The organism is Rhizobium sp. BR 249, assembly GCF_047445895.1.
Classification (GTDB): Bacteria; Pseudomonadota; Alphaproteobacteria; order Rhizobiales; family Rhizobiaceae; genus Rhizobium.
Genome location: NZ_JARWKX010000002.1, coordinates 210,145 through 235,479 on the forward strand (window position 1 = coordinate 210,145; position 25,335 = coordinate 235,479).

Below are 25,335 nucleotides of genomic sequence, written 5' to 3' on the forward strand. Positions count from 1 at the left end.
GAAAATCCTTAACACAGGGGCGAGAGCACAAGCCTTACGCGACTGAAAGCCTTGTTCCGTATGATTCAATTTTAATCGAATTCGAGACAAATCAGCTTCAAATTTTATGCGCATTTGAGATTGTTTTTAGTCAGGTTTTATCGGCATTTGATTCAACTAAGCCTTTAATTCTATTGCGTAATTTTCCGTGAGATAAAAACGTCTGTGTCATTGTCGCCTCAACTTACGGGGAGACGGCAATGACAACTGCGAAAATCCTGAAAGGCGGCCTTCTGGCCGGTGCGATCATGATGGCAATGGCGGGCTCGGGACAGGCCACGCCCGCCAGCATGGCATTGGCAGGTAATGCCAGCCCGCCGATCGGACACTATGAATTCTGCAAGGCGAACCCGAAGGAATGCGCCTATTCTGGCGGTGATGCCGGACCGGCCATTCTCACCGAGGACCGCTGGAAGGAAATCTTGAAGGTCAACTACACCGTCAATTCGGAGATCCAGCCGGAGACGGACGAACAGATCTACGGTGTCGAAGAGCGCTGGGCCTATCCGACGACCGTCGGCGACTGCGAGGATTATGTCCTCTTGAAGCGCAAGATGCTGATCGAGGACGGTTTCTCGCCCTCCGATACGCTGATCACGGTCGTGCTGCAGCCGAACGGCGAAGGCCATGCCGTGCTGACGGTCCGCACCGACCATGGCGACTTCATCCTCGACAACATGCGCAACAAGGTGCTGCTGTGGTCGGATACCGAATATACCTACCTGAAGCGCCAGTCCGCCAACGATCCGGCCCGCTGGTCGAAGCTTCAGGACGGCCGCACTGTCGCGGTCGGTAGCGTCAAGTAAGAACGGCCGCCGGTAATACCGGCAGAAGGCCTCGGCCCGGTCAGTCCCCGCATCCCGTCCCGACCGGTGCCCAAGAGCCGTTCCCGCTGTCCCGGGAACGGCTCGCTCCTTTTTGGAACAAGTGTTTCGTTTCCTACGCAGCGATCCCTTGGAAATCTTAGCGAAGTATTAACCCTGCTGGTCTGATCATGCCGATGAGATTCATCATCGGCGCCGGCGGCTCATGTTCTTCCTGCGGCGGGCCGAAATGCGAAGAACCGCCATGAGCCAAGCCGCGCAAAGCGCACCCGACGAGCAGCCGCTTCTTTCCATGGGATTTCTTCTCCGCACCATGGCGGTGATCGCCGTCCTGGCGGTGTTGACCGTTGCGATCAGCATCGGCGGGCGCTGGTTCGGCCGGCATATCTCGCTCGCCGGCAACACCGACAGCACGGCCGAAATCACGCTGACCATCGGCCGCGATACCGTCAAATTTCCCGAGAACGCCATCCGCTTCCCAAGCCAGAGACATGACGGCGCCGCCGAGCGAGTCGATCTCTACCTCGCCTGGCCCGATATGCTGGGTTACGGCAAGGAAAACCATCTTCGATTCGATGACGTCGCCCAATCCTCCGGCCTGATCTTCCTGCAGATCGCCCAGAGCACCATGTCGCGCGACATGTCCGGACGTCTCGAACCGATCTATTCGCATCTGCTCGAAGGAACTGCCGAGCCTTTTCGCAACGGCTTGATGCTGCATCGTCTGCGCGCCGACGCGGGTTACGGCGACGAGGTGCTGCTGACGGCCCCCGTCAAGGACGGGCCGGATTACGTCGTGCGCTGCATATTGCCTTCAACGCCCGACAAGGCCGCGAGCGGAGATTGCCAGCGCGACATCAAGGTCGGCAGGGATCTCAGCGTTCTTTACCGCTTCTCCAGCAGTCATCTCGGCGACTGGGAACATATTGATGCCGCTATCCGGACCTTTGTGGAGGCGCGTCTTATGAACCGTTCTGCGACAAGTCCCTAAAATGCTCCCCGGACAGTGAAATAAACGATTCATCATAAACGGATTGGTAACGCCCAATCGGTAATTTCAAAAGACGAACCGTGCGGTGGGGAGTGTGCGCGGTTTGAGCCAAACAACTGAAATGCAAGCGAAGAGTGGAATAGTGTCAAGGTCAGTCTCCTCCGTATCATCGTCCCGTTCCGGCAGCTTTATCGCAAAGCTGTTGGCGATCCTTTCGGTGGCTGTCACGGTCGTCCTGGTTGATTCGGTGAGTGTCGAAGCGAAAGCGGCCAATCCGAAATATGCCGGCATCGTCGTCGACGCCAAGACCGGCAACGTTCTCTACAGTGAGAATGCCGATCGGCTGCAATATCCCGCCTCGCTGACCAAGATGATGACCCTCTATCTGGTATTCGAAGCGTTGGAGCAGGGCCGCATCCGTCTCGATACGCCGGTTCCCTTCTCCGCTCATGCCGCGGCCCAGGCGCCGACGAAACTCGGCGTGCGCGCCGGCGGCTCGATTACCGTCGAACAGGGCATTCTCGGTCTCGTCACCCTGTCGGCCAACGATGCCTCGACCGCCCTCGGTGAAATGCTCGGCGGCAGCGAGGATCGTTTCGCGCAGCTGATGACCGCCAAGGCGCATGCTCTCGGCATGACGCGCACCACCTACCGCAATGCCAACGGCCTGCCGAACACGGCGCAGATGACGACGGCACGCGATCAGGCCCGCCTCGGCATCGCCCTTCGCCAGCATTTCCCGCAATATTACGGCTATTTCTCTACCCGCGCCTTCAAGTTCGGCACCCGCACGATCCGCAGCCACAACCGTCTGGTCGGTTCCGTGCGCGGCGTCGACGGCATCAAGACCGGTTACACCCGTGCTGCCGGCTTCAATCTGGTGAGCTCCGTCCAGGTGGACGGCAGGTCGATCGTCGGTGTCGTGATGGGCGGCACCTCGACGCCTGCCCGCGACGCCCAGATGCGCAATCTGATCGCAACCTACCTGCCGAAGGCATCGAGCCGCGGCGGATCCTCGGCGCTGATCGCCCAGACAGCCCCTGCTCCGGAGCCGGCGATCATCGAAACGCCCGCCCCGGTCCAGCCCAAGAAGGCTCCGCAGCAGGTCGCAAAGACGATCACGGCAGCGCAGCCTCCGGTCACGGCCGCTGCCGCCGATCTCAGCCTGCCGCACAAGGGGCCGCTGCCGGATGCGCGCTATCAGGTCGCCGAGACCGAAGTCGCCTATGCCGAGACCGCCGCTCCGAAATCCGACAATCCACTGGTGACGCAGTCGATGCCTTCGCCAACCAAGGTCAAGACCACCACTTTCAAGCCGCAGACTTCGGCCGCAAAGCCGACGGAGCGCGACGATGCCGGCGTCGATCATGTCACGACCGCCTCGACTAACGCCACTTCGGCCAACACCGGTCCGGCCGGATGGGTCGTGCAGGTCGGTGTTTCGCCGAGCCGTCAGATGGCGATGGACCTGCTGGAAGGCGCAAAGAGCAAGGGCGGTAAGGCGCTCGCCTCGGCAAAGCCCTTCGCGGTCGCCTACGGCGCCGGCAGCGACCAGGTCTACCGTGCGCGCTTCGGCGGCTTCGACGATCAGCGTGATGCCGTCAACGCCTGCAAGGCCTTGAAGAAGGCCGGCGTCAAGTGCTGGGCGGCCGCCCAATGAGCCATTCGATGCTGCCCACAGAAGTGCCGGCGGCATCGGCAACGGCCGGAATCGGTGTTTGCGTTTCCGGCCACCATTCTTGAACTCGATCAGTATTGCTTACGGGGAAAACAATGGCGATCAATGAGAATGTTCCGGGAACGCCTTCAGAGCGCCGCACTGCGGCCAGAACGCGTTCATCCCTGCATCCTCTGCACGAGGCGGCGTTGCGCCTGGCCGAAATCGGCCTGCAGCGGCCGAAGGCGAAATCGCCGAAAACCCGCGACCTCATCAATCTGCTGCTTTGCCACGGCGCCCGCGCCTGGCGTTACTCCCAGCCGGAGGCGCGCATTCATCTGCATGTGACCTCGCCGGACGGCAGTGCGCCGGTGCAACTGCGCCTGCGCTGAATTTCAGAGCAGGCCAAGTTCCGTAAGCTCGCGGCGAAGGTCGGCCGGCATTTCAGCGATGCCGGCGCCGAGGCTCATCAGGTCGGGCGGCACGTCGTCCTGTACGTAGTAGCGCCAGCCCTGGAAGGGCCGTTTCGGCTGTACCGCAGTCTCGATGACTTCGGGGCCGAGCATCAGGCGGCAGCGTGAAATCCCCTCGCCGTCCGTGAAGGTCTCGATGTCGAGCAGCTTCTGGCGCGCCTGCACCTGCCCCTTGATCACCCAATAGAGCGAGCCGCCGTCGAGCAGCTCTTCCATGCGTTTGGGCACCATGCGCGTCGTGTGCACCGAATGCGGCTCAAGGCCGGCGGCGATGGCGCTAAGCGAGCGTTCCGCCACCCATTCGCGCAGATCGTCTATCGAGTCGGCGCCGACACAGAGTTTGATGAGATGCAATGCCATGCTGCCGTTGAAATCCTTTTGGCAGCGGGCGTCAAGCACGAAGCCTCAGGAGTCCACAAACTCAGCATTCGACCACATTGACGGCCAAGCCGCCGGTCGAGGTTTCCTTATACTTCTCGCTCATGTCGTGCCCGGTCTGGCGCATCGTCTCGATGCAGGCGTCGAGCGGCACGAAATGCTGGCCGTCGCCCTTGACGGCGAGCGAGGCCGCCGTGACCGCCTTCACCGCGCCGAGCGCATTGCGCTCGATGCAGGGAACCTGCACGAGGCCCGCGACCGGATCGCAGGTCATGCCGAGATGATGTTCGAGCGCGATCTCCGCAGCATTCTCGATCTGCTCCGGCGTACCCCCCATGACGGCGGCAAGCCCCGCAGCAGCCATCGCAGCCGCCGAGCCCACCTCGCCCTGACAGCCGACCTCGGCGCCGGAGATAGAGGCATTGTGCTTGATGATCCCGCCGATCGCCGCAGCGGTCAGCAGATAGTCGCGGATACCGTTCTGGTCCCAGTCCTCGTGGAAATGCTCGTAGTAGCGGATCGTCGCCGGAATGACGCCGGCCGCGCCGTTGGTCGGCGCCGTGACGACACGTCCGCCGGCCGCATTTTCTTCGTTGACGGCCATTGCGTAGACGCTCAGCCAATCGTTGGCGAGTAGCGGATTGACGCGGTTGCTGCGCCATTCCTCCTGCAGCTTGTCGTGAATCCGGCGCGCGCGGCGCTTGACGTTGAGGCCGCCCGGCATGATGCCCTCGACCTTGAGGCCGCGCTCGATGCAGGAGCGCATCGCCTCCCAGATGCGGTCGAGTCCCTGATCGAGCTCCTCGGGCGAGCGCTGGCTCTCCTCGTTCGCCCGCTTCATCTGCGCGATCGAAAGCCCGGAGCGCTCGGCCATGTCGAGCATCTGCCTGGCGGTCGAGAAGGGATAGGGCACGCGCGCCCCACCGCTCGCGTTCTTTTTCGCGCGCATCTGCTCCAGCTCGGTATCGGTGACGACGAAGCCGCCCCCAACCGAATAATAGATGCGCTTGAGGAGCAGCCGGCCGTCTTTGTCATAGGCGGAAAAGGACATGCCGTTGGCATGGCCCGGCAGCGGCTGTTTCTTGTCGAAGATCAGGTCGGTCTTCGGCTGGAACTGATAGGCGGGATGACCTTCGGGCGTGATGCGGCCGGTGCGCTCCACCGTATCGATGATGCCGTCCATCTTGTCGGGATCGACGCTGTCGGGCGCCTCGCCCATCAGCCCGAGAATGACGGCCCTGCCCGTGCCGTGGCCGATGCCGGTATGGGCAAGCGAGCCGTGCAGGCTGACCTTGATCGCCGCGACCTGTGCACCCGATGACGGGCGCGGCCATTCGTTCGACAGAATCAGCTCGAGAAACCGGTTGGCCGCCGACATCGGACCCATCGTATGGGAGCTCGACGGCCCTACACCGATCTTGAAGACATCGAATACCGAAAGAAACATGGATGCGCCTTCTGAACACAAGTATGCAAGCTTAAGCGAGGCCGGTTTTCGACCCGTGCGGCGCACCGACATCGCATGGAGCCGGTGCGACATTCCGGCTGCACACTAAATCCAGGCGGCCCGTCTTACCAGTCATTGCAGCATTTCATTGCATATGTAGAGTGGCCCGCATTCACGAGGAGACTGAATCACTGATGACGACGGCGGATTACATCGCTCTGGCCTTCTTTGCCTGTGTCTGGATGGGCTATTCCTGGCTGCTGAAGGGCCGCACCTTCTTCGGACGCACCAGCCTGACGCATGCGATGACCGAACGGCGCCGGGAGTGGATCTACAATTCGCTGCGCCGTGACCTGAAGATGATCGATACGCAGATCATGTCCGGCCTGCAGAACGGCACCGCCTTTTTCGCCTCGACCTCGATCTTTGCACTCGGCAGCTGCTTTGCGCTGCTCGGCGCGACGGAAAAGGTCGATGCCGTTTTCGCCGACCTGCCCTTTGTCTTCCATGGCGGCCACGCCGCTTTCGAGCTCAAGGTCGGTGGGCTGGCGGCGCTTTTCGGCTATGCCTTCTTCAAGTTCGGCTGGTCTTATCGGCTGTTCAATTATTGCACCATCCTTTTCGGCTCCATCCCGATGATGCGCGACAGCGAGAACGACGTCATTGCCGCCGAGCGGGCCGCCGAACGCGTCATCCGCATGAATGTCATTGCGGGCAGCAATTTCAACGAGGGTCTCAGGGCGATCTTCCTGTCGATCGGTTATCTCGGCTGGTTCATCAATCCTTATGTCTTCATGGTGACGACGGCGGTCGTCATCTTCGTGCTCGCACGCCGGCAGTTCTTTTCGGAGGCGCGTTTGGCGATCATGGATGTCGGCTCGCCATCAAATCTCCACCTTTCTGCTATTCGCCGCGATATACCGTCGCGCGACGGAAACGATTTGCCCGAGGGCCTCTGATGACATTGCCGGCAATTGAAGCCGATGCGGCGGCCAGACCGCCGCGCATCGGTCTGTTGGACACCGCGCGCGGTGTCGCGCTGATCGCCATGGCGACCTACCATTTCAGCTGGGATATGGAGTTCATGGGCTATCTCGCCGCCGGCACGGCGGAGACCGGCTGGCTGAAGATCTATGCCCGGGCGATCGCCACGACCTTTCTCTTCATCGTCGGCGTCAGCCTGGTGCTCTCCAGCACGCCCGAGATTCGCTGGCCGTCCTTCTGGAAGCGTTTCGGCATGATCGCCGCCTCGGCCGCGATCATTTCGATCGCGACGCGCATCGCGATGCCGGACGGGTGGATCTACTTCGGCATCCTGCATTGCATCGCGGTGCTGACGCTCATCGGCATCGTATTCGTCAGGCTGCCGCTTGCCTTGACGCTGATCGTGACGGTCGCCCTGCTGGCCGCCTGGATCACCGATAATTTCGGACCGCCGGGCCTGCTTCGATCGTCCTTCTTCGATCCCAGATATCTTGCCTGGATCGGCCTTGCCGAGATGCCGGAGCGTTCCAACGACTACGTGCCGCTCTTTCCCTGGGCCACGCCCTTTTTCGTCGGCTTGAGCCTCGCCTCGATCGCGCTGAAAACCGGGCTGACACGCCGGCTTGCCGCAATCGGCACCGGCTCCTCGTGGCCGGCATGGCTCGGTCGTCACAGCCTTGCCTTTTACCTCATTCACCAGCCGGTTTTGATCGCAATCGCCTACGGGCTTTCCCTCGCAGTGCCGCCGCCGACGCCCGACCCGGTCGAAACTTACCTAAAGCAATGCAATGCCGCCTGCGTGATGCAGCAAGGCGAAGCGCTCTGCCGCAGCTTCTGCCAATGCACGCTGCAAAAATTGCAGACGCAAAGCCTGCTCACGCCGCTGCAGGCCGGAACGATCGACATAGAAAACGACGAGCGGGTTCAGACCATCGCCGCCGAATGCAGCGCCGAGGCGCAATAAAACGCGGCAGTTTTCAGGTGGTGACGCCGATTTCGGCGAGGCGGCCGAGGCAGGCCTCTTCGATGTTATCGAGTTCCGTCAGCGTATCGTCGATGTCCTTGCGCTTCTGGCGCAGGTCATCGCGCTTCTCGTCGACGCGCTTCATCAGGAGCTTCAGCTGGCCGAGTTCGCCCGGCGGCTCCTTGTAGACCTGGATGATCTCGCGGATCTCCGCGATGGTGAAGCCGATACGCCGGCCGCGAAGGATTTCGGCGATGAGCCGCCGGTCGGCGGGCCGGAACAGACGGGTGCGCCCTCGCCGTTCCGGATGGATCAGTCCCTCGTCTTCGTAAAAGCGAAGCGTGCGCGTGGATACACCGAATTCGCGCGTCAGCTCCGTTATGCTATAATATTTGTTCACCAGCATGTCTTCCCCATCAGCATGGGCCATCATATTGACTTTTACGTAATAGTCAATTTCTGCGGTCGATCAGATGCCGAACCACCATGTAGCGATGCCGAGAAAGGCGAAAAAGCCGGTACAGTCGGTCACGGTCGTGACGAAGACGGAAGAGGCGATTGCCGGGTCGGCCCCCACCTTGTCGAGCAGCAGCGGCAGAAGAATGCCGGCAAGGGCTGCCGCCATCAGATTGATGATCATCGCCGCCGCGATCACGCCGCCGAGCTGGTAGTCGTGAAACCACGTGCCGGCGATCGCGCCCATGATCGTCGCGAAGACGATGCCGTTGAGGATGCCAACGCCCGCCTCCCTGCGGATGATGCGGCCGGCATTGTAGATATCGAGATCGCGGGTGGCGAGCGCGCGCACCGTCACCGTCATCGTCTGCGTGCCGGCATTGCCGCCCATCGAGGCGACGATCGGCATCAGCACCGCCAGCGCGATCATTTTCTCGATCGAAGCGTCGAACAGGCCGATGACGCTGGCCGAGAGCATCGCCGTGCCGAGGTTGATCAGAAGCCAGAGGAAACGTGAGCGGGCCGTCGAGAGCACGTTGTCGGAGAGCTCTTCGTCGCCGACGCCGCCGAGGCGCTTGATGTCCTCGTCCGCTTCCTCGTGAATGACGTCGACGACGTCGTCGATGGTCAATACGCCAACCAGCCGGCCGTTCTCGTCGACGACGGCGGCCGAGAGAAGGTCATACTGCTCAAAGAGCTGCGCGGCTTCCTCCTGGTCCATCTCGGCCGGGATGGGATGGTTGGTCTCGCGCATGATCTGCTCGATCTTCGTCTGCCGCTTGGTGCGCAGGATCTGGTCGAGATCGACGGCGCCGAGCAGCTTGAAGGTCGGATCGATCACGAAGATCTGCGAGAAGGAATAGGGCAGATCCTCCTCGTCGCGCATGTAGTCGATCGTCTGTCCCACCGTCCAGAACGGCGGCACGGCGACGAATTCCGTCTGCATGCGGCGCCCGGCCGAACTTTCGGGATAGTCGAGCGCCCGGCGCAGCCGCACCCGCTCGGTGAACGGCAGCTGGGCGAGGATCTCTTCCCGGTCCTCCTTGTCGAGGTCTTCGAGAATGTAGACCGCATCGTCCGAATCGAGTTCGCCGATCGCCGCTGCGATCTGATCGTTCGGCATCTGGTCGACGATTTCGCGGCGGATCGCCTCGTCGACCTCGGTCAGCGCCGTCATGTCGAAATCGTCGCCGAGCAGGCGCACCAGCGCCAGACGCTGATCCGGCTGGATCGATTCCAGCAGGTCGCCTATTTCGGATTCATGCAGTCGGGCGACATTCTCACGCAGGAACAGCGTGTCGCGATCGGCGATCGCAGCGCCGACGAGCGCCAGGAAATCGCTGCGGACATTGCCGTCCTCGTCGTAGATATCGGCTTCCTCGTCGTCGGGACGCCTGCGAATGCGGTCTTCCCCGTCGGTCGTTGTCATCTGCCGCCTCGCATCTGGTTCGAATTTCAACGACTGCCGCCCACATTCGCAAATGTCGGCCGAAAACACGATTGTCAACAAGCGGATAAGTCAATCCCGATCGGCGTTCCCGCGCCCGGAATTCCTGCTCCTGCTAGCTCAAAGCATCCATGTCGTAAAGCGGCAAACCATGCTTCGTGATGACAATGCTCGCGGCCGGCGATAGTTTCCGCACCGTCCAAGCAGAGAAAGCCCGCCCGATGCCCATCCGTCCGATTCTGCGCTATCCGCATCCTGATCTGAAGACCACCTGCGCGCCGGTGACGGCTTTCGATTCGTCGCTCGCCGAACTGGCCGACGACCTGCTGGCGACGATGCGCGCTGCCCCCGGCGTCGGTATCACCGCCGCCCATATCGGCGTCCTCAGCCGCGTGACGGTGCTGGAACTCGACAGGGCCGACGGCGTGCGCCTTTACGTCAACCCGGAGATCACATGGTTTTCGAAGGAGACGATGAGCCATGCCGAAGGCAGCGTTTCCATGCCCGGCGCAACCGACGAGGTCACGCGCCCACGGGCGATCCGCTTCCGCTATCAGGATGGCGCGGGCACCGTACATGAGGATGCCGCCGAAGGCTTCCTCGCCATCTGCATCCAGCATGAGGTCGACCAGCTCGACGGCATTTTCTGGCTGCAGCGCCTGTCGAGGCTGAAGCGCGAGCGCCTCGTGAAAAAATGGGAGAAGGCGCAGGGCTGACAAATCCCCGCCCCACCCCGAACCATTCGCCGCTGCCAACGTTTCCAGCAGAGAAACAAGGAGCGAATGCAATGGCAAGAATCGGCGAAAAGACTTCGCCTTCCCGCGGAAAGCAGGAGCTTTCGCGCGAGGAAGACTATCGCGACCTCGATGAGCGCAATCTCGATGACGGCTGGCCCTATGCCGATGGCAACGGCGCCAGCGATCCCGCCAACCGCCCTTACGGCGAAACGGCCGCCAATTTCGACAGCGATCCCAGCCAGGGCTTTCGGGTCGACGGCACGGACGCCGACGGAAACGAGAACCGGCTGAAGGATTCGCTGCGCGCCGATACGATCGACCGCGACGAAAGCGATGACCTCGAGGCGCGGGTGAACGACAATCTCGAAAACATCCCCGACGTCGACATAGATAGTATCGAGGTACATGCCGACGGGCATGTGATCACCTTGGAAGGCTCGGTGGAAACGATCGGCATCGCCCGAAAGGTCGAACTCAGCGCGCTTGCCGTCGATGGCGTCCGTCATGTCCGCAACAAACTGCAGCTGACAGGCGTCGATGCGCATATTCCGAACGAGGACTGACATCACCCATGACAGGCACAGCATGTCGGACGGGAGGCAGCGTTGCCTTCCGGGCGGCCTCATTTCACATTACCAAAAGTTAACAATTTCCGATTGTGGCGAGAGCTGTTTGATGCCTGCCGTCTTCGCCTGTTTTTCTTAGGCGGCTTCCCGTAACGAAAACGTCAAATTCCTTGACAAGACTGTGATTTCATTTGGACAAAAGGTCGCGGTCAGCGCCTTTTTCTTTCACAAAATTGCCAGAATTGGGGCGCGAACTCTTAAGCGCCAGGGGTTGGTTTATATTGTTGAATTCAACAATAGATTGAGGAGATGAACCATGCGCATCAAATTTGCCCTCGCCGCGTCCCTGTTCGCCGTCAGCCTTGCAGGCGCTGCCTTCGCCCAACCGACATATTCCGACGACTACACCAACGACAGCGATGGATTCGCGCCGAGCCCGGTGGCCAAGCCAGCCCCGGTGCATTATTCCAACCGCAAGGCTCCGGCCTATTCGAGCGACTATACCAATGACAGCGACGGATTCGCGCCGACGGCTGTGACTCCGGTGGTCGACAAGGCCGCGACCGCCAGCATCAAGCCCCTGCCCCCATGCCACAGCATGATCGGCCCGAGCGGCTCCCACACCAAGGGCGCCGACAGCGGTGCTTCCCGCACGGAAGCATGCCGTGCAACGCATTGATCGGCTGCAACGCATGATCGGGAGGAAAGGGCCGGAAATCGGCCCTTTTTTTCTATCGGGCCGTCTTTTTGACGTGGCCTGACAACGCCCGCCATTTCAATCGCGCCGGTGCGTGTGACAAAATATCCGCAGGAATGAAGACATAAAAAAACCTCGTGGAACCAAGAGGTCACGAGGGTTTTTTAAACAATTTGGTGCGGTCGAGAAGACTCGAACTTCCACGGGTTGCCCCACAGCGACCTCAACGCTGCGCGTCTACCAATTCCGCCACGACCGCATCGTGGTAGGTGCCGATTTGCTCCGGCGGGGCTGCATGTAGCAAAAGCATCTGGGGTGCACAAGGGCGATGTGACAGTTTTTTTCAAAACCGGTCGCAGCATTTGAATTGGCCTCGAAACGGGTCCATATAGATCTCCTGCCGCCCCTCTTTCACAGACTTTTCGGGGAGCGCGGCAAGGAATGGCCATGCTTCGCACCGATCTCGAATTCTCCATGCTTCCGAAACTCGGCGCCCGCCCGGTGCGCTGGCGCATCACCGATGGGCTCGTTCCCTATGAGGAGGCGGTGGAGACGATGGAGCGCGAGGTGGCGGTGATATCGGATGGTGGTGACGAGCTCGTCTGGCTCGTCGAGCATCCGCCGCTCTATACCGCCGGCACCAGCGCCGATGCGGGCGATCTCGTCCAGCCGGACCGCTTTCCGGTCTTCGCGACTGGGCGCGGCGGTGAATATACCTATCATGGGCCGGGCCAGCGCGTTGCCTATGTCATGCTCGACCTGAAACGCAGGCGCCAGGATGTGCGCGCCTTCGTCGCCGCCCTGGAGGAGGTCGTCATCCGCACGCTCGACATGATGAACGTGCGCGGCGAGCGGCGCGAGGATCGCGTCGGCGTCTGGGTGCGCCGCCCGGAGAAGCCGTTGCTGGCCGATGGAACGATGGCCGAAGACAAGATCGCCGCTTTGGGAATCAGGCTGCGCAAATGGGTGACGTTCCATGGCCTGTCGCTCAACGTCGATCCCGATCTCGATCATTTCAGCGGCATCGTGCCTTGCGGCATATCGGCCTACGGCGTGACCAGCCTCGTCGATCTCGGCCTGCTGGTGATGATGTCGGATGTCGATATCCGGCTGCGCGCCGCTTTCGAGTCGGTTTTCGGCGAAACCGTGGCTTGATCTGCCCCGCTTTCCCGTGATTGATGGCGTCGTTCCCCGAAAGAATCGGCAGCCATGGCAGAACAGTCAGCCCATCAAAATTCCCTGCAGGGCATGGCCATCATGTCCGGCGCGATGCTCATCCTGCCGATTATGGATGCCATCGCCAAATATATGGCGACCTTCGAGGCGATGTCGCCCGGTCAGATCACGTTCTACCGATTCTTCTTCCAGATCGCCTGCACCGTGCCGATTCTCTTCGCCCTTTTCGGCCGAAAGGCGCTTTCGGCCAAGCGGCCGTGGATGAACCTGCTGCGCGGCGTCCTGCACGGCGCGGCAAGCCTGCTTTTCTTCGTCGCCGTCAAATACATGCCGCTTGCCGATGTCTTCGCCATCTATTTCGTCGAGCCCTTCATGCTGACCGCCATGTCGGCCCTGTTTCTCGGGGAGAAGGTCGGCTGGCGGCGCTGGATGGCGATCGTGGTCGGTTTCGGCGGCGCGATGATCGTCATTCAGCCGAGTTACGAGATCTTCGGCCTGAAGGCGCTGCTGCCGGTCGCCTGCGCCTTCCTGTTCTCGCTCTACCTCTTTCTCAACCGCGCGATCGGCGTGGCCGATTCGCCGCTGACCATGCAGACGATGGCCGGCATCGGCGGAACCGCCTTCATGGCGGCGGCCCTGCTCGTCGGGAGCAGCGCCGGCAACGCCGATTTCGCCATGTCCCTGCCCGCCTCGGCTCTCGGCCTCGTCCTGCTTCTCATCCTCGGCTCGATCTCGGGCTACGCGCATATCCTGGTGGTTAAGGCTTTCCGGCTTGCGCCGCTGTCGCTGCTCGCGCCGTTCCAGTACTTCGAGATCATCTCGGCGACGGTGCTCGGCTATGCGCTGTTCAACGATTTCCCGAATTTCTCCAAATGGATCGGCATTTTCATCATCGTCGCGTCCGGCCTCTTCATCATCTGGCGCGAGCGGGTGCAGGCACGATCGTTAAAATCCTCCTGACTTGGAGAATACAGGGTTAACTCCTCTTCTTGAGGGATCGTCAATGCGCGGGCGGTAAAACTGTCTCCGGCTTCATGATGAAGCCTGGAGCTAAAACATGAGCGAATTCCGTCTCGCTTTTCCGGCCTGCGTCGTGGCCGGCAAGCATCGGCTGACGGCCGAAGATATAGTGCTGTTGCGCAAACATGCTTTTCCGGAGGGTATCCGAACGTCCCAGGACGTCGTGGCGATGTTGGCGCTCAACAATTCCTGTCCTGAAAAATGTAGCGAGTGGAATGCTTTCTTCGTAGAGCAGCTCGCCGGTTTCATCGTCGATCACACCTATCCGCAAGGCTCGCTCGATGAAATCAACGTCGCCTGGATCATGCGGATGTTCACGACCGACGGCGTCGTCAACTCGGCGCTGGAACTCGAGCTCATCCTCCATGTCATGGAGATTTCGGCCGATGTCCCGGGCGAACTGAGAGCGCTTGCTCTCGATCAGCTTCGTCTGGCGATCACCGACGGGATCGGCGGCTACCACCTGTCGCGCGCCGTCGACCGCAGGAGCATCGCCCGCCAGGACGTCGATTTCGCCATGCGCATCTTCAGAGGCATCTCCGCAGGCGGCGTCATCCCCGTCTCTCCGGCCGAATATGGCGTGCTCCAGCAGATCGAACAGGCGACGCTGCCGGGCGCGAATCACCCCCACTGGACCGGCATCATGGCCGCCGTCGAGCTGCTCGATCGTCCCGAGCCGCGGCGCAGCCGCTGGCTGCGCATCGTCGACGAGGAACCCGTTGCGGCAGCCGCCGTCGCCTGACCCCTCGAAGCGTGACCTGCCTCAAGCCTGATTGTGCGTTCCGGTGTTTTGTGCGTAAAACTTCGGAACGCATTTCTGGGTGGAGTCTCGATGTTCAAGAAAATCCTGATCGCGAATCGCGGCGAGATCGCCTGCCGCGTGATCAAGACTGCGCGCCGCATGGGTATTTTGACCGTCGCGGTCTATTCGGATGCGGATCGGGACGCCCTGCATGTCGAGATGGCCGACGAGGCCGTTCACATCGGCCCTGCCCCCGCCTCCGAAAGCTATCTCGTTGCCGACAAGATCATCGCCGCCTGCAAGGCGACGGGCGCGGAGGCGGTGCATCCCGGTTACGGCTTCCTCTCCGAGCGCACCTCCTTCTGCGCTGAGCTGGAAAAGCAGGGAATCGTCTTCATCGGCCCCAAGCCGAAAGCCATCATGGCGATGGGCGACAAGATCGAATCGAAGAAATTCGCCAGTGCTGCCGGCGTCTCCACCGTGCCCGGCCACCTCGGCATCATCGAGGACGCTGCCCAAGCGGAAACGATATCAGGCGGGATCGGCTATCCCGTCATGATCAAGGCGTCCGCCGGCGGCGGCGGCAAGGGCATGCGCATTGCCTGGAACGAGGCGGAGGTGCGCGACGGCTTCGAGCGCGCCCGTTCGGAGGCGAAGAATTCCTTCGGCGACGACCGTGTCTTCATCGAGAAATTCGTCGTCGAGCCGCGTCATATCGAGATCCAGGTGCTGGCCGATGCGCATGGCAATGTCGTCTATCTCGGAGAGCGCGAATGCTCGATCCAGCGGCGAAACCAGAAGGTGGCGGAAGAGGCGCCCTCGCCTTTTCTTGACGAAAACACCCGCAAAGCCATGGGCGAGCAGTCGGTGGCGCTTGCCAAAGCCGTCGAATACCAGAGCGCCGGAACCGTCGAATTCATCGTCGATCGCGACCGCAATTTCTATTTCCTCGAAATGAATACCCGCCTGCAGGTCGAGCATCCCGTCACCGAGCTCGTCACCGGCATCGATCTCGTCGAACAGATGATTCGAGTAGCGGCCGGAGAGCCCCTTCCCTTCACCCAGGACGAGATCAGGCTCGACGGCTGGGCGATCGAGAGCCGGCTCTATGCCGAAGATCCCTACCGCAACTTCCTGCCTTCGATCGGCCGCCTGACGCGTTACCGCCCGCCGGCGGAAGGCAGGACCGGCAATGTCGTCGTCCGCAACGATACCGGCGTCTTCGAAGGCGCCGAGATTTCGATGTATTACGATCCGATGATCGCCAAGCTCTGCACCTGGGCGCCGACGCGAAGCGAAGCGGTCGACGCCATGGGCCGGGCGCTAGACGGCTTCGTCGTCGATGGCATCGAGCACAATGTTCCCTTCCTGTCGGCGCTGATGAAGCATCCGCGCTGGCGCGAGGGCCGGCTTTCCACTGGCTTTATCGCCGAAGAATATCCCGATGGCTTTGCCCCGATGAAACCGGACCGGGCGGAAGAGGCGGCACTTGCCGCCGTCGCCCTCTCCGCCTTCCTGATCGAGACGAACCGCCGGGAACGTTTCTCCGATCGCCTGCGTGCTGCATCCGCCGCGCTGCGCGAGGAATGGGTGATCAAGATCGGCGACAAATATGTCGCCGCCAACTTGCTCGACGGCCTCGTCACTATCCCCTTCGATATGGAGATGGCGATAGAGGGTGAACGATCCGCCGTTGTCACCGATTGGAGACCGGGCGATCCGGTCTGGAGCGGCAAGGTCGGCTGCCTCGATGTCACCGCACAGATCCGCCCCGTCCTGAACGGCCTTCGCATCGACTGGCAAGGGCTTTCGGTGGTCGCCAAGGTCTTTTCGCCGCGTCATGCGGAGCTCGACAGGCTGATGCCGGTGAAGCTGCCTCCGGATACGTCGAAGCTGCTGCTCTGCCCGATGCCCGGCCTGGTCGTCGCCATCGCGGTTGCCGAGGGTCAGGAGGTCAAGGCTGGCGAGACGCTCGCAGTCGTCGAGGCAATGAAGATGGAAAACGTGCTGCGCGCCGAACGCGATCTCGTCGTCTCCAAGATCAATGCCGCCCCCGGCGAAAGCCTGGCCGTCGATGCCGTGATCATGGAGTTCGCCTGAGGCAAGGCGCAGCTCAGCCCGCCATTTCCTCGCTTGAAGTCAGCCGTCCCGTCGTACATATACGGAAAACCTCGGCCCATGTGTTCCGGCAAGGGCATCCGCAGCGTGGTTCTATCGATGGCTCCGACGACCTACACAACCGACCTCAAGGGTCTCGATCAGCTTTCCGCGCGCGAGCTCTACGACCTTCTGAAAATGCGCGTCGACGTCTTCATCGTCGAGCAGAACTGCCCCTATCCCGAGCTCGACGGCAAGGATGTCGATGCCCTGCACCTGCGGCTGCTGGATGGCGGCGAACTGCTCGCCTCTGCGCGGCTGCTGAAGCCGCATACTGCGCAGGATCCCTCTAAGATCGGCCGCGTCGTCGTCTCGCCCGCCCATCGCGGCAAGCGTCTTGGCGATGCATTGATGAATGAGGCGATCGCCGCTTGCGCGCGGCTTTATCCGGCAAACCCCATTGCCTTGTCGGCTCAGGCCCGTCTGCGCGGCTTCTATGAATCCTTCGGCTTTATCGGCACGTCGGAGGAATATCTGGAAGACGGCATTCCACATATCGATATGGTCCGCCAGCCGGCCACGCAGCCGGCATGAGGATATCGTCATGATCTACGTCGATGCCGATGCCTGCCCGGTGAAGCCGGAAATCCTGAAGGTCGCGGAGCGTCATGGCCTCGAAGTCACCTTCGTCGCCAATTCCGGCCTGCGCCCCTCGCGCGACCCGATGGTCCACAACGTCATCGTCTCCAACGCCTTCGATGCCGCCGACAACTGGATTGCCGAGCGCGCCGGCGCGGGCGATGTCGTCGTCACCGCCGACGTGCCGCTCGCCGTGCGCTGCGTCGCTGGGGGCGCCTTCGTCAGCGGTCCGACCGGGCGCGTCTTCGACGAGACCAATATCGGCATGGCGAGCGCCATGCGCGATCTCGGCGCGCACCTGCGCGAAACCGGTGAGAGCAAAGGTTACAACGCGGCCTTCAGCCCCAAGGACCGCTCCCGCTTCCTCGAAACCTTCGACCGCCTCTGCCGCCGCGCCAAGAACCTCTTGAGCGAGGCCGGCGTGCAGAAATGATGCTCGCCGCAGAGGCGGCAAGAAACGGGTGGCATGGCAGCCATGCCGATTTCTACCTTGAAGACAGCCGTCTCCTCACGCATATAAGCACCATCGCAGACGACTGCGGCGTCCTGAGGATGCAACGTCGCGGGGACGGCCTCGCTCTTGAACAAGGAGAGTCGCATGGCCTGGTTTCTGCTTTTTCTCGCCGGTCTTTTTGAATGCGGATGGGCCATCGGCCTTAAATACACCGAGGGCTTCACGCGGCCGCTGCCGACGACGCTGACTGTTATTTCAATGGTGGTGAGCATCGTGCTGCTCGGTCTTGCGGTGAAGCACCTGCCGATCGGCACCGCCTACGCGGTCTGGACCGGCATCGGCACGGTCGGAACGGTCATTCTCGGCATCTGGCTGCTCGGCGATGCGGCAAGTGTCACCCGACTTGCCTGCATCACGCTGATCGTCGCCGGCATCGCCGGCCTCAAGCTCACCGCCTGATTAGAAAAGGCTGCGGGACGCCAGGCGCCCCGCAGCCGATATGCACTTAGGCCGACTTGCGGCTGTCGACGGCAAAAGCGCCGGGACCCGAGAAGACCAGATAGAGGAAGACGAAGCAGAACAGGATCGCTGCGTCGCCCTGATTGAGGGCCGGGTAGAAGCTTTTCGGCGCATGCGCCATGAAATAGGCGACCGCCATTTCACCGGCCAGCAGGAAGGCGACAGGGCGTGTCAGCAGGCCGATGAGAATGAGGATGCCGCCGACCAACTCGAGAAGCGCGGCGAAAAGCATCAGCGGCGGCAGTGAGCCCGGCATCTGCTCAGCCGGGAAGGCGAAAAGCTTCATCGTGCCGTGTTCGATGAACAGCAGTGCAACGATGATTCTGAGAGCGGCCAGCCCATAGGGGCGATAGGCAGAAAGACGCTCGAAACTTGACATTAAACCTCTCCTTTAAAAAGTATAAGAGCCGAGCGTTAGCCCGTCCTCGTCAGGGATTGAACACACGGATCGCTGACGGCCGTTCACTTTTTCGACAGCAGGTAAACACGCGACCGGATCGTTTTATTCGGCGCCAAATGTCAGAGCGGAATGTTGTCGTGTTTCTTCCAGGGATTGGTAAGGTCCTTGTTGCGCAGCATCTTCAATCCGCGCGCCAGCCGCCGCCGGGTCGAATGCGGCATGATCACCTCGTCGACATAACCGCGCTCGGCGGCCACGAAGGGCGAGAGGAACCGGTCCTCATACATTTTCGTATGCGCGGCGATCTTGTCGGGATCGGCGATATCCTTGCGGAAGATGATCTCGACCGCGCCCTTGGCGCCCATGACGGCGATCTGCGCCGTCGGCCAGGCATAGTTCAGGTCGCCGCGCAGATGCTTTGACGCCATCACGTCATAGGCGCCGCCGAAGGCCTTACGGGTGATGACGGTGAGTTTCGGCACAGTCGCCTCCGCATAGGCGAAGAGCAGCTTGGCGCCATGTTTGATGAGACCGCCATATTCCTGTGCCGTGCCCGGCAGGAAGCCCGGCACGTCTACGAAGGTGACGATCGGAATGTTGAAGCAATCGCAGAAGCGCACGAATCGCGCCGCCTTGCGCGAGGCGTCGCTGTCGAGCACCCCGGCCAGCACCATCGGCTGGTTGGCGACGAAGCCGACCGTCGAGCCTTCGATGCGCCCGAAGCCGCAAACGATGTTCTTGGCAAAGTTTGACTGGATCTCGAAGAAATCCCCCTCGTCCGCTACCTTCTGGATCAGCTCCTTTATGTCGTAGGGCTTGTTGGCATTGGCCGGGACCAGCGTATCCAGCGAATTGTCGGTGTCGGTCACCGACTGGTAACATTCGATTTCCGGTACCGGCGAGGTGTTCGATTTCGGCAGGAAATCGATGAGCCGGCGTACCTGCAGAAGTGTCTCGACGTCATTGTCATAGGCGCCGTCGGCAATCGACGAGCGCGTCGTATGCACTGTTGCGCCGCCAAGCTCTTCCGCCGTGACAGTCTCGTTGGTGACGGTCTTCACCACATCGGGACCGGTCACGAACATGTAGGAGGTGTCGCGCACCATGAAGATGAAATCGGTCATGGCGGGCGAATAGACGTCGCCGCCCGCACACGGCCCCATGATGACGGAAATCTGCGGAATGACGCCGGAGGCGAGCACATTGCGCTGGAAGACTTCGGCATAACCGCCGAGCGCGGCCACACCCTCCTGGATGCGCGCACCGCCGGCGTCATAGATGCCGATAACAGGCGCGCGGTTCTTCAGCGCCATGTCCTGCACCTTGATGATCTTCTCGGCATGCGCTTCCGAAAGCGAGCCTCCGAAGACGGTGAAGTCCTTGGCAAAGACGAACACGGTACGGCCGTTGACCGTGCCCCAGCCGGTCACGACGCCGTCGCCGGCGATCCGGCTCTTGTCCATGCCGAAATCGGTGGAGCGATGCTCGACGAACATGTCGAACTCCTCGAAGGAGCCTTCGTCGAGGAAGAGATCGATCCGCTCGCGCGCCGTCAGCTTGCCGCGCTTGTGCTGGGCTTCGATGCGCTCCTTGCCGCCGCCGAGGCGGGCGACGTCACGGCGCCGTTCCAGTTCTTCGAGAATTTCCTTCATGTGATCTCCCCTCGCTCTAAATGTTCGAGATGTTTTAGCGGCTGCGTCCGCTGAGCGAGAAAACCGAGCGTATCCGTGCGGCGACATCCTCGGCCATGATGTCGTCGGCGAGTTGGGGATCGGCGGCCATGCTGGTCACGTCGAAAGCGCTGACGGCAATCACCGAGCCGTCCTCCACCGAGGCGGCGTCAATGCTGATCTTCGCGACGTTGCGGTCTTTCTGAAAGCCAAGCCCCTTCTGGATCGAAACCACGCGGATCGTCAGCACCACCCGCGGCAGCACGGTGTCGCGCACGGTGGCGTTGATTGCGGCGTTGACGCGGTCATTGATACCAGAAAGCAATTCGGCCGGCATGTTCGGGCCTGAGAGAACGACGGCGCTTCGCACGTCGTAAAGCGGTGTCTCCGGCTTGTTGGCCGAGAGGCTGACACAGGCCGTAAGCGCCATACAAACGAGTGCGGCCCGGCAAAAACACGACCTCAGCCAATTCATTGCAAAATCCCGCACTCCCCGTTGGAGTCGCAGATTTCGTCATAATGCCTGGGAAGGCAATATGTTTCAGGCGCTTAGGGAGAAAAAAACATCTGCTGCCGCCTTGAACTCGACAAAGCGCTTGGCCCGCCGCTCCTCGGCCTCCTCGTCGCTCCCCCAATGCTCGATCGTCCAGTCCTCGTCGAGATGGGCAAGCGACCATGCCTCCTCCATCGTCACCCGGCCCTCGGCGAAGGCGAGCGCCAGGATCGCCGAGCCGGTCAGCGTCGTGATCGTGTGAAGGGCTGCAAGTGCCATCGGGCTCTGATGTCGCGCAAGCGTGACGGCGAAGGCGGCGGTCGCCTCGCGCGGCTGTTCGTGATGCATCACGCCTTCGACGAGGATGAAGCGGGCGCCAAGATCGTTGGCGGCCCAGTCGATAATGGGATCCCAGCGTTCAGCCTGGCGCTCGACCAGCCGTTCCGGCCCTTCGGCGCGGTAGCAGATCAGGTCGGTCGAGGAAAAACGCAGGATGTCCTCGAAGATCGCCTGCGTATTGGTGGCGATGCCGTCGATTGCGGTGTTGACGAGCCTCGTCACCGGCATGGTGACAGGGTCGATGACCTCGGCCTGCGCGTCCCATTCGGCGGCGACGAGCCGGGCAAGCGCCTCTGTCGGCACGGCGAGAGCCAGCCGTGCCGGCGTGCGCACCAGCTTGCCGTCGAGCGTGATCGCAAAACCGTCCTCGTGTTCGGCGACCGCGACCTCGGTATAGAAACGCTTCGGCAGCGGCTTCTTCATCTGGATCTGCGCGCGGCGGATGGGATCGGGATGGCTCAAGCCTTCGGAAAGATCGTTCAGAAGATCGCGCATGGCGTCACCTCAGGAAAAATGGCGCAATATCTCGTTCGGATGATAGGCGATCGCATCGGCGCCGTTGGCGATCAGCTCATCCACGCTGGCATAGCCCCAGGCAACGCCGATCGCCTTGGCGCCGGCAGCCTTTGCCATCTGCATATCGTAAACCGCATCGCCGATGACAATGGTGTCTGTGGCATTCATGCCGGTTTCGTCGCAGCATTCCGTCACCATGGCCGGATGCGGCTTCGAGGGGCAGTCGTCGGCGGTGCGCGCAACGATGAAATAGGGGTCGAAGCCATGCGTCTCCATCACGAGGTTTAGCCCGCGCCTGGATTTTCCCGTCACCGCGCCGATCAGCAGATCATCCCGCCCGCTGATCGCGTCGATCATCTCACGAATGCCGGGAAACAGCGGCTCCCTGTAGTCGAGATCCTGGCGCACCACTGAAAACAGCGATTTGTAATGCGCCGTCATCTCGATGTCTTCCTGCTCGACATGCGGCCTGCCCTGCATGCGGGCGATGGCGATATCGAGCGACAGGCCGATAATGGCCTTGGTGTCCTCAAACCGCGGTTCCGCCTTGCCGAATTTGTCGAAGGTGCGGCGCATGGTTTCGTGAATCAGCCCGGCACTGTCGACCAGCGTGCCGTCACAATCGAAGAGCGCGAGTTTCATTCACTGTCCCTTTCAGCGCCGGCAAGGTCGAGACCGAGAAGGTTCCAGGTCTGTACCATATGCGGTGGCAGCGGCGCGCTGACGCGCAGGCGGCCGCCGGTGGGGTGCGGGATATCGATATGGCGCGCGTGCAGATGCAGCCGCTTCTGGATGCCGCCGGGGAAATTCCAATTCGGATCTTCGTCGAAATATTTGGGGTCGCCGATGATCGGGTGGCCGATATGCAGTGCATGGACGCGCAGCTGGTGGGTACGGCCGGTATAGGGTTCCATCTCCAGCCATGCGAGGTTCTGCGCTGCCGTCTCCAGCACGCGATAGTAGGAAATCGCGTGATCGGCGCCATCCTCGCCGTGTTTGGCGATGCGCATGCGGTCGCCGTCGGCAGTTGGCTCCTTGACGAGCCAGGTCGAGATCTTGTCCTCGTGCTTGCGCGGCACGCCCTTGACCAGCGCCCAGTAGGTCTTCTTGGTGTCACGCTCGCGGAAGGCGGCGGTCAGCTTCTGTGCGGCGCCACGGGTGCGGGCGATGACGAGCACGCCTGATGTATCGCGGTCGAGGCGGTGGACGAGACGCGGCTTTTCGCCCTTCGGGCTGGTCCAGGCTTCGAGCATCTGATCGATATGCCTGGCGACACCGGAGCCGCCCTGCACGGCAAGGCCGGGCGGCTTGTTGAGCACGATCACCTTGTCGTCTTCGTGCAGCACCATGCGCGACAGAAGCTCGAAATCGGTCGAATGCTTGAGATCCTTGCCGGCGATCGGCCCGGTCTTCAGCTTGGCGTCGACATCGAGCGGAGGCACGCGCACCATCTGGCCGGGCTGCACGCGCGCATCCGACTTCACACGTCCGCCGTCGACGCGCACCTGGCCGGAGCGCAAGAGCTTCTGCAGCGGCCCGAAGCCGAGCCCGGGAAAATGCACCTTGAACCAGCGATCGAGCCGCATGCCCGCCTCGTCAGGTTCAACCTTGATATGTTCTATGCCAGCCATGAATGGTCTTTCGGAAATTGCAGCGCGGCCGAGCCGGCGTTCTTTCCGCAGCCTTTAGAGCATTTTCTTCCAAAACGGAAACCAGAATCAGACCAAAGCGCGCATGATGGCGAGCCCAGCGAACACCGCCGCCATCGAAAGGCCGACGCTGGCTGCGATATAGACACCGCCGGCGACGGTATTGCCGCCCTCGAACAGTGAGATGGCGTCGAGCGAAAAGGCCGAGAAAGTGGTGAAGCCGCCGAGGAAGCCGGTGATGAGCAGCAAGCGCAATTCCATCGAGGCGTTGAACTTTCGCGCAATCAGTTCGGCAAGGACGCCGATGACGAAGCAGCCGACGACATTGACGGCGAGCGTGCCCCAGGGAAAGGCCGGGCCTAGAAGCCTCAGCGTCCATTGGCCGACATAATATCTGAGGACGGAACCGATAGCGCCGCCGACGGCGACGAGCAGAGCCTGGATCATGGGCGGAACATCCGAGTTTGAGAGCGCATTTAATCGTGACGGAATAAATTCTTATAATTCAATAAAATGCCAGTCGTTTTCTTATGCTGGCGCCAAGATCCTGCCGATACTGTGCCGACATGACCCAGCTCCTGTCCATTTCGGCAAGCACCGCCGCCATTGCCCTGGAAACGCTGAGAATACCGCAGCGCGTCGCCACGAGCACCGCCGCGCGCGAGTCGCGTCGTCTCGCCGACCGGCAATTGAAGGCCGAGAGCAGCGAAGGAATCGACGATCCCTCCAGCATCATCCAATCGACCGAAGTGGCACTCGACCTGATGGAGAAGGGCAATCGCCAGCCGCAGGCCGGCCTGAAGCAGGCGCTGCAATCCTACGAGGACGTCTGAGGCCGCAGCCCTTCCAGCGAAAAGCCCGCATCGCGGGCTTTTCTGTCTTAACCTGCCCGTGCTCACTTGCCTTGAGCGGAAAGTACCTGCAGCACCAGGTCGACCTTGCCTGCTTTCTCGAAGGTCAGCGCCACCGGCACCGTATCGCCCTGCTTGAACGGCGTCTTCACCTTCTGGAACATCAGATGCAGGTTGCCGGGCTCGAGCTTGACGGTCTCGCCCGCAGGGATGGCAATGCCGTCCTTCAATTGGCGCATCCGCATGACATTGTCCTTCGTCACCATCTCGTGGATCTGAACCTCGCCCGATGCAGGCGACGACACCGATACCAGGCGGTCATCCGTCTTGCCGTTGTTCGTCACCGTGAAAAAGCCGCCGCCGACCGGCTGGCCGGGCAGCATCGCCTTGGCGAAGGCGCCGGAGATTTCGAGATCGCCGGCCTTCACCGCTTCGCCCGCCGGCGCGGCAGCCGCCATAGCTGACATGTCCATGCCGGGTTTCCCGGTCATGTCCATCCCAGCCATGTCGTCATGGTCGTGGCCATGGTCTTCGCCCTCAACGATCTTCAAGACCGGCGCCGGGCTTTTCAGGCCGTGCGCATCACCGCCTTCTTTCGCGACCTGATCCCACGCCTGGACCGCATCGCCACACATCTGCGTCACCGGAAAGGCGAGCGAAGTGCCGGCCTCGATACCGGAAACCTTCCCCTGGATGACGAAGGTGTCGTAGAAATCGTCGGAGAGATTGCCGTTCTTCCAACGGATCTCGACCGTGCCGGTTTTCACCTTGTCGCCGTGATTGTCGTAGGTCTTCTGGTAATCGCCCTTGATCACCTCGAGCTCCCAGCCCGCCTTCGGTTGCGGCTTGGCGAAGACGAAGCCTTCCGGCAGCTTGACCCGCACTTCCGTGGTTGCCTTGCCGTCGCAACCATGCGGCACCTGCAGCGTCGCGAGAATGGTGCTTTCCTGTTTCGCCTGCTTGTCGAGGAAGCTCACATGGGCCTCGGCACTGGCAATGGCGGCGGCGGAAAGAAGGGCGGCAAGCCCCAAAGTCTTGATAGTCTGCGTCTTGATCGTTTTCATCGGATATCTCCTCGCCGGCCGCAGCACTTCTCTCAGGCGGACCGGC

Annotated in this window: 29 protein-coding genes and 1 tRNA gene; 17 read left to right on the forward strand and 13 right to left on the reverse strand. The window is 61.6% G+C overall.

Annotated features, from left to right (window positions below; genetic code table 11):
• Positions 1–239 precede the first annotated feature (239 nt).
• The 4 genes from QD408_RS03520 to QD408_RS03535 all read left to right on the forward strand — a co-directional run bounded on the left by QD408_RS03520 (position 240) and on the right by QD408_RS03535 (position 3,903).
• Positions 240–845, forward strand: coding sequence for a transglutaminase-like cysteine peptidase (locus QD408_RS03520; RefSeq protein ID WP_088684968.1), 606 nt, complete (start codon positions 240–242; stop codon positions 843–845).
• A gap of 223 nt (positions 846–1,068) precedes the next feature.
• Positions 1,069–1,854 (forward strand): hypothetical protein, encoded by a 786-nt coding sequence (locus QD408_RS03525; RefSeq protein ID WP_088684967.1) that lies wholly within the window; start codon positions 1,069–1,071, stop codon positions 1,852–1,854.
• 121 nt (positions 1,855–1,975) lie between these two features.
• A complete protein-coding gene (locus QD408_RS03530) occupies positions 1,976–3,514 on the forward strand; it encodes a D-alanyl-D-alanine carboxypeptidase (protein WP_088684966.1) in 1,539 nt (512 codons plus the stop codon).
• Between the two features lie 113 nt (positions 3,515–3,627).
• Entirely contained in the window at positions 3,628–3,903 is a 276-nt protein-coding gene (locus QD408_RS03535) for a hypothetical protein (protein ID WP_088684965.1), read from the forward strand.
• Between the two features lie 3 nt (positions 3,904–3,906).
• Here the strand turns inward: QD408_RS03535 and QD408_RS03540 are convergent, their stop codons facing one another.
• Both QD408_RS03540 and QD408_RS03545 read right to left on the reverse strand, forming a co-directional pair.
• Positions 3,907–4,344, reverse strand: a complete 438-nt coding sequence (locus QD408_RS03540) for a DUF1489 family protein (RefSeq protein ID WP_088685138.1) — start codon at positions 4,342–4,344, stop codon at positions 3,907–3,909.
• Between the two features lie 61 nt (positions 4,345–4,405).
• Positions 4,406–5,809, reverse strand: a complete 1,404-nt coding sequence (locus tag QD408_RS03545) for an L-serine ammonia-lyase (RefSeq protein WP_414138369.1) — start codon at positions 5,807–5,809, stop codon at positions 4,406–4,408.
• Positions 5,810–6,003: 194 nt separating this feature from the next.
• On the opposite strand from QD408_RS03545, the gene QD408_RS03550 reads away from it, so the two are divergent.
• Both QD408_RS03550 and QD408_RS03555 read left to right on the forward strand, forming a co-directional pair.
• Entirely contained in the window at positions 6,004–6,768 is a 765-nt protein-coding gene (locus tag QD408_RS03550) for a DUF599 domain-containing protein (protein WP_088684963.1), read from the forward strand.
• Positions 6,768–7,757, forward strand: a complete 990-nt coding sequence (locus QD408_RS03555; protein ID WP_088684962.1) for a heparan-alpha-glucosaminide N-acetyltransferase — start codon at positions 6,768–6,770, stop codon at positions 7,755–7,757. Before QD408_RS03550 ends, QD408_RS03555 begins: the two co-directional genes overlap by 1 nt.
• Before the next feature lie 13 nt (positions 7,758–7,770).
• On the opposite strand, the gene QD408_RS03560 is transcribed toward QD408_RS03555, so the two are convergent.
• Positions 7,771–8,163 carry a MerR family transcriptional regulator gene (locus tag QD408_RS03560; RefSeq protein WP_190237521.1) on the reverse strand — a complete coding sequence of 131 codons (393 nt, stop codon included), beginning with the start codon at positions 8,161–8,163 and terminating at the stop codon, positions 7,771–7,773.
• A 63-nt stretch (positions 8,164–8,226) separates the two neighbouring features.
• Positions 8,227–9,642: a magnesium transporter gene (gene mgtE / locus QD408_RS03565; RefSeq protein ID WP_088684961.1), complete on the reverse strand. Its 1,416-nt coding sequence runs from the start codon at positions 9,640–9,642 to the stop codon at positions 8,227–8,229.
• A gap of 239 nt (positions 9,643–9,881) precedes the next feature.
• Here mgtE and QD408_RS03570 point away from each other — a divergent pair, with 239 nt between their 5' ends.
• From QD408_RS03570 to QD408_RS03580, 3 genes are all read left to right on the forward strand, one after another.
• On the forward strand, positions 9,882–10,376 hold the full coding sequence (locus QD408_RS03570) for a peptide deformylase (RefSeq protein ID WP_414138370.1): 495 nt from the start codon (positions 9,882–9,884) through the stop codon (positions 10,374–10,376).
• A gap of 71 nt (positions 10,377–10,447) precedes the next feature.
• On the forward strand, positions 10,448–10,960 hold the full coding sequence (locus QD408_RS03575; RefSeq protein ID WP_414138371.1) for a BON domain-containing protein: 513 nt from the start codon (positions 10,448–10,450) through the stop codon (positions 10,958–10,960).
• 319 nt (positions 10,961–11,279) lie between these two features.
• Positions 11,280–11,642, forward strand: a complete 363-nt coding sequence (locus QD408_RS03580) for a hypothetical protein (RefSeq protein ID WP_414138372.1) — start codon at positions 11,280–11,282, stop codon at positions 11,640–11,642.
• A gap of 192 nt (positions 11,643–11,834) precedes the next feature.
• Here QD408_RS03580 and QD408_RS03585 read toward each other — a convergent pair.
• A tRNA-Leu gene (locus QD408_RS03585) sits at positions 11,835–11,919 on the reverse strand.
• 182 nt (positions 11,920–12,101) lie between these two features.
• Here QD408_RS03585 and lipB point away from each other — a divergent pair.
• The 7 genes from lipB to sugE all read left to right on the forward strand — a co-directional run bounded on the left by lipB (position 12,102) and on the right by sugE (position 18,247).
• The gene (gene lipB / locus QD408_RS03590) at positions 12,102–12,815 is read left to right on the forward strand and encodes a lipoyl(octanoyl) transferase LipB (protein ID WP_414138373.1); all 714 of its coding nucleotides are present in this window, start codon (positions 12,102–12,104) and stop codon (positions 12,813–12,815) included.
• Positions 12,816–12,869: 54 nt separating this feature from the next.
• Positions 12,870–13,796, forward strand: a complete 927-nt coding sequence (locus tag QD408_RS03595; RefSeq protein ID WP_088684956.1) for a DMT family transporter — start codon at positions 12,870–12,872, stop codon at positions 13,794–13,796.
• A 97-nt stretch (positions 13,797–13,893) separates the two neighbouring features.
• Positions 13,894–14,598 (forward strand): hypothetical protein, encoded by a 705-nt coding sequence (locus tag QD408_RS03600; protein WP_414138374.1) that lies wholly within the window; start codon positions 13,894–13,896, stop codon positions 14,596–14,598.
• Between the two features lie 90 nt (positions 14,599–14,688).
• Positions 14,689–16,698, forward strand: coding sequence for an acetyl-CoA carboxylase biotin carboxylase subunit (locus tag QD408_RS03605; protein ID WP_414138375.1), 2,010 nt, complete (start codon positions 14,689–14,691; stop codon positions 16,696–16,698).
• A gap of 117 nt (positions 16,699–16,815) precedes the next feature.
• A complete protein-coding gene (locus QD408_RS03610; RefSeq protein ID WP_414138415.1) occupies positions 16,816–17,289 on the forward strand; it encodes a GNAT family N-acetyltransferase in 474 nt (157 codons plus the stop codon).
• A gap of 10 nt (positions 17,290–17,299) precedes the next feature.
• A complete protein-coding gene (locus tag QD408_RS03615) occupies positions 17,300–17,767 on the forward strand; it encodes a YaiI/YqxD family protein (RefSeq protein WP_414138376.1) in 468 nt (155 codons plus the stop codon).
• 165 nt (positions 17,768–17,932) lie between these two features.
• A complete protein-coding gene (sugE, locus tag QD408_RS03620; protein WP_088684952.1) occupies positions 17,933–18,247 on the forward strand; it encodes a quaternary ammonium compound efflux SMR transporter SugE in 315 nt (104 codons plus the stop codon).
• Positions 18,248–18,293: 46 nt separating this feature from the next.
• Here sugE and QD408_RS03625 read toward each other — a convergent pair whose 3' ends face one another.
• From QD408_RS03625 to crcB, 7 genes are all read right to left on the reverse strand, one after another.
• The gene (locus QD408_RS03625; RefSeq protein WP_088684951.1) at positions 18,294–18,686 is read right to left on the reverse strand and encodes a DoxX family protein; all 393 of its coding nucleotides are present in this window, start codon (positions 18,684–18,686) and stop codon (positions 18,294–18,296) included.
• Positions 18,687–18,826: 140 nt separating this feature from the next.
• A complete protein-coding gene (locus tag QD408_RS03630) occupies positions 18,827–20,359 on the reverse strand; it encodes an acyl-CoA carboxylase subunit beta (protein WP_088684950.1) in 1,533 nt (510 codons plus the stop codon).
• A gap of 34 nt (positions 20,360–20,393) precedes the next feature.
• Entirely contained in the window at positions 20,394–20,852 is a 459-nt protein-coding gene (locus tag QD408_RS03635; protein ID WP_088684949.1) for a hypothetical protein, read from the reverse strand.
• Between the two features lie 66 nt (positions 20,853–20,918).
• Positions 20,919–21,704 carry an ATP12 family chaperone protein gene (locus tag QD408_RS03640; protein WP_414138377.1) on the reverse strand — a complete coding sequence of 262 codons (786 nt, stop codon included), beginning with the start codon at positions 21,702–21,704 and terminating at the stop codon, positions 20,919–20,921.
• A gap of 9 nt (positions 21,705–21,713) precedes the next feature.
• Positions 21,714–22,367, reverse strand: a complete 654-nt coding sequence (locus QD408_RS03645) for an HAD-IA family hydrolase (RefSeq protein ID WP_414138378.1) — start codon at positions 22,365–22,367, stop codon at positions 21,714–21,716.
• The gene (locus tag QD408_RS03650; protein WP_414138379.1) at positions 22,364–23,356 is read right to left on the reverse strand and encodes an RluA family pseudouridine synthase; all 993 of its coding nucleotides are present in this window, start codon (positions 23,354–23,356) and stop codon (positions 22,364–22,366) included. The genes QD408_RS03645 and QD408_RS03650 overlap by 4 nt, the downstream gene beginning before the upstream one ends.
• Before the next feature lie 87 nt (positions 23,357–23,443).
• Entirely contained in the window at positions 23,444–23,821 is a 378-nt protein-coding gene (crcB, locus tag QD408_RS03655; RefSeq protein WP_088684944.1) for a fluoride efflux transporter CrcB, read from the reverse strand.
• Positions 23,822–23,940: 119 nt separating this feature from the next.
• Between crcB and QD408_RS03660 the strand changes: the two genes are divergently transcribed.
• On the forward strand, positions 23,941–24,207 hold the full coding sequence (locus tag QD408_RS03660) for a hypothetical protein (RefSeq protein WP_088684943.1): 267 nt from the start codon (positions 23,941–23,943) through the stop codon (positions 24,205–24,207).
• Positions 24,208–24,269: 62 nt separating this feature from the next.
• Here the strand turns inward: QD408_RS03660 and QD408_RS03665 are convergent, their stop codons facing one another.
• The gene (locus tag QD408_RS03665) at positions 24,270–25,289 is read right to left on the reverse strand and encodes a DUF1775 domain-containing protein (RefSeq protein WP_414138380.1); all 1,020 of its coding nucleotides are present in this window, start codon (positions 25,287–25,289) and stop codon (positions 24,270–24,272) included.
• Between the last annotated feature and the right edge of the window lie 46 nt (positions 25,290–25,335).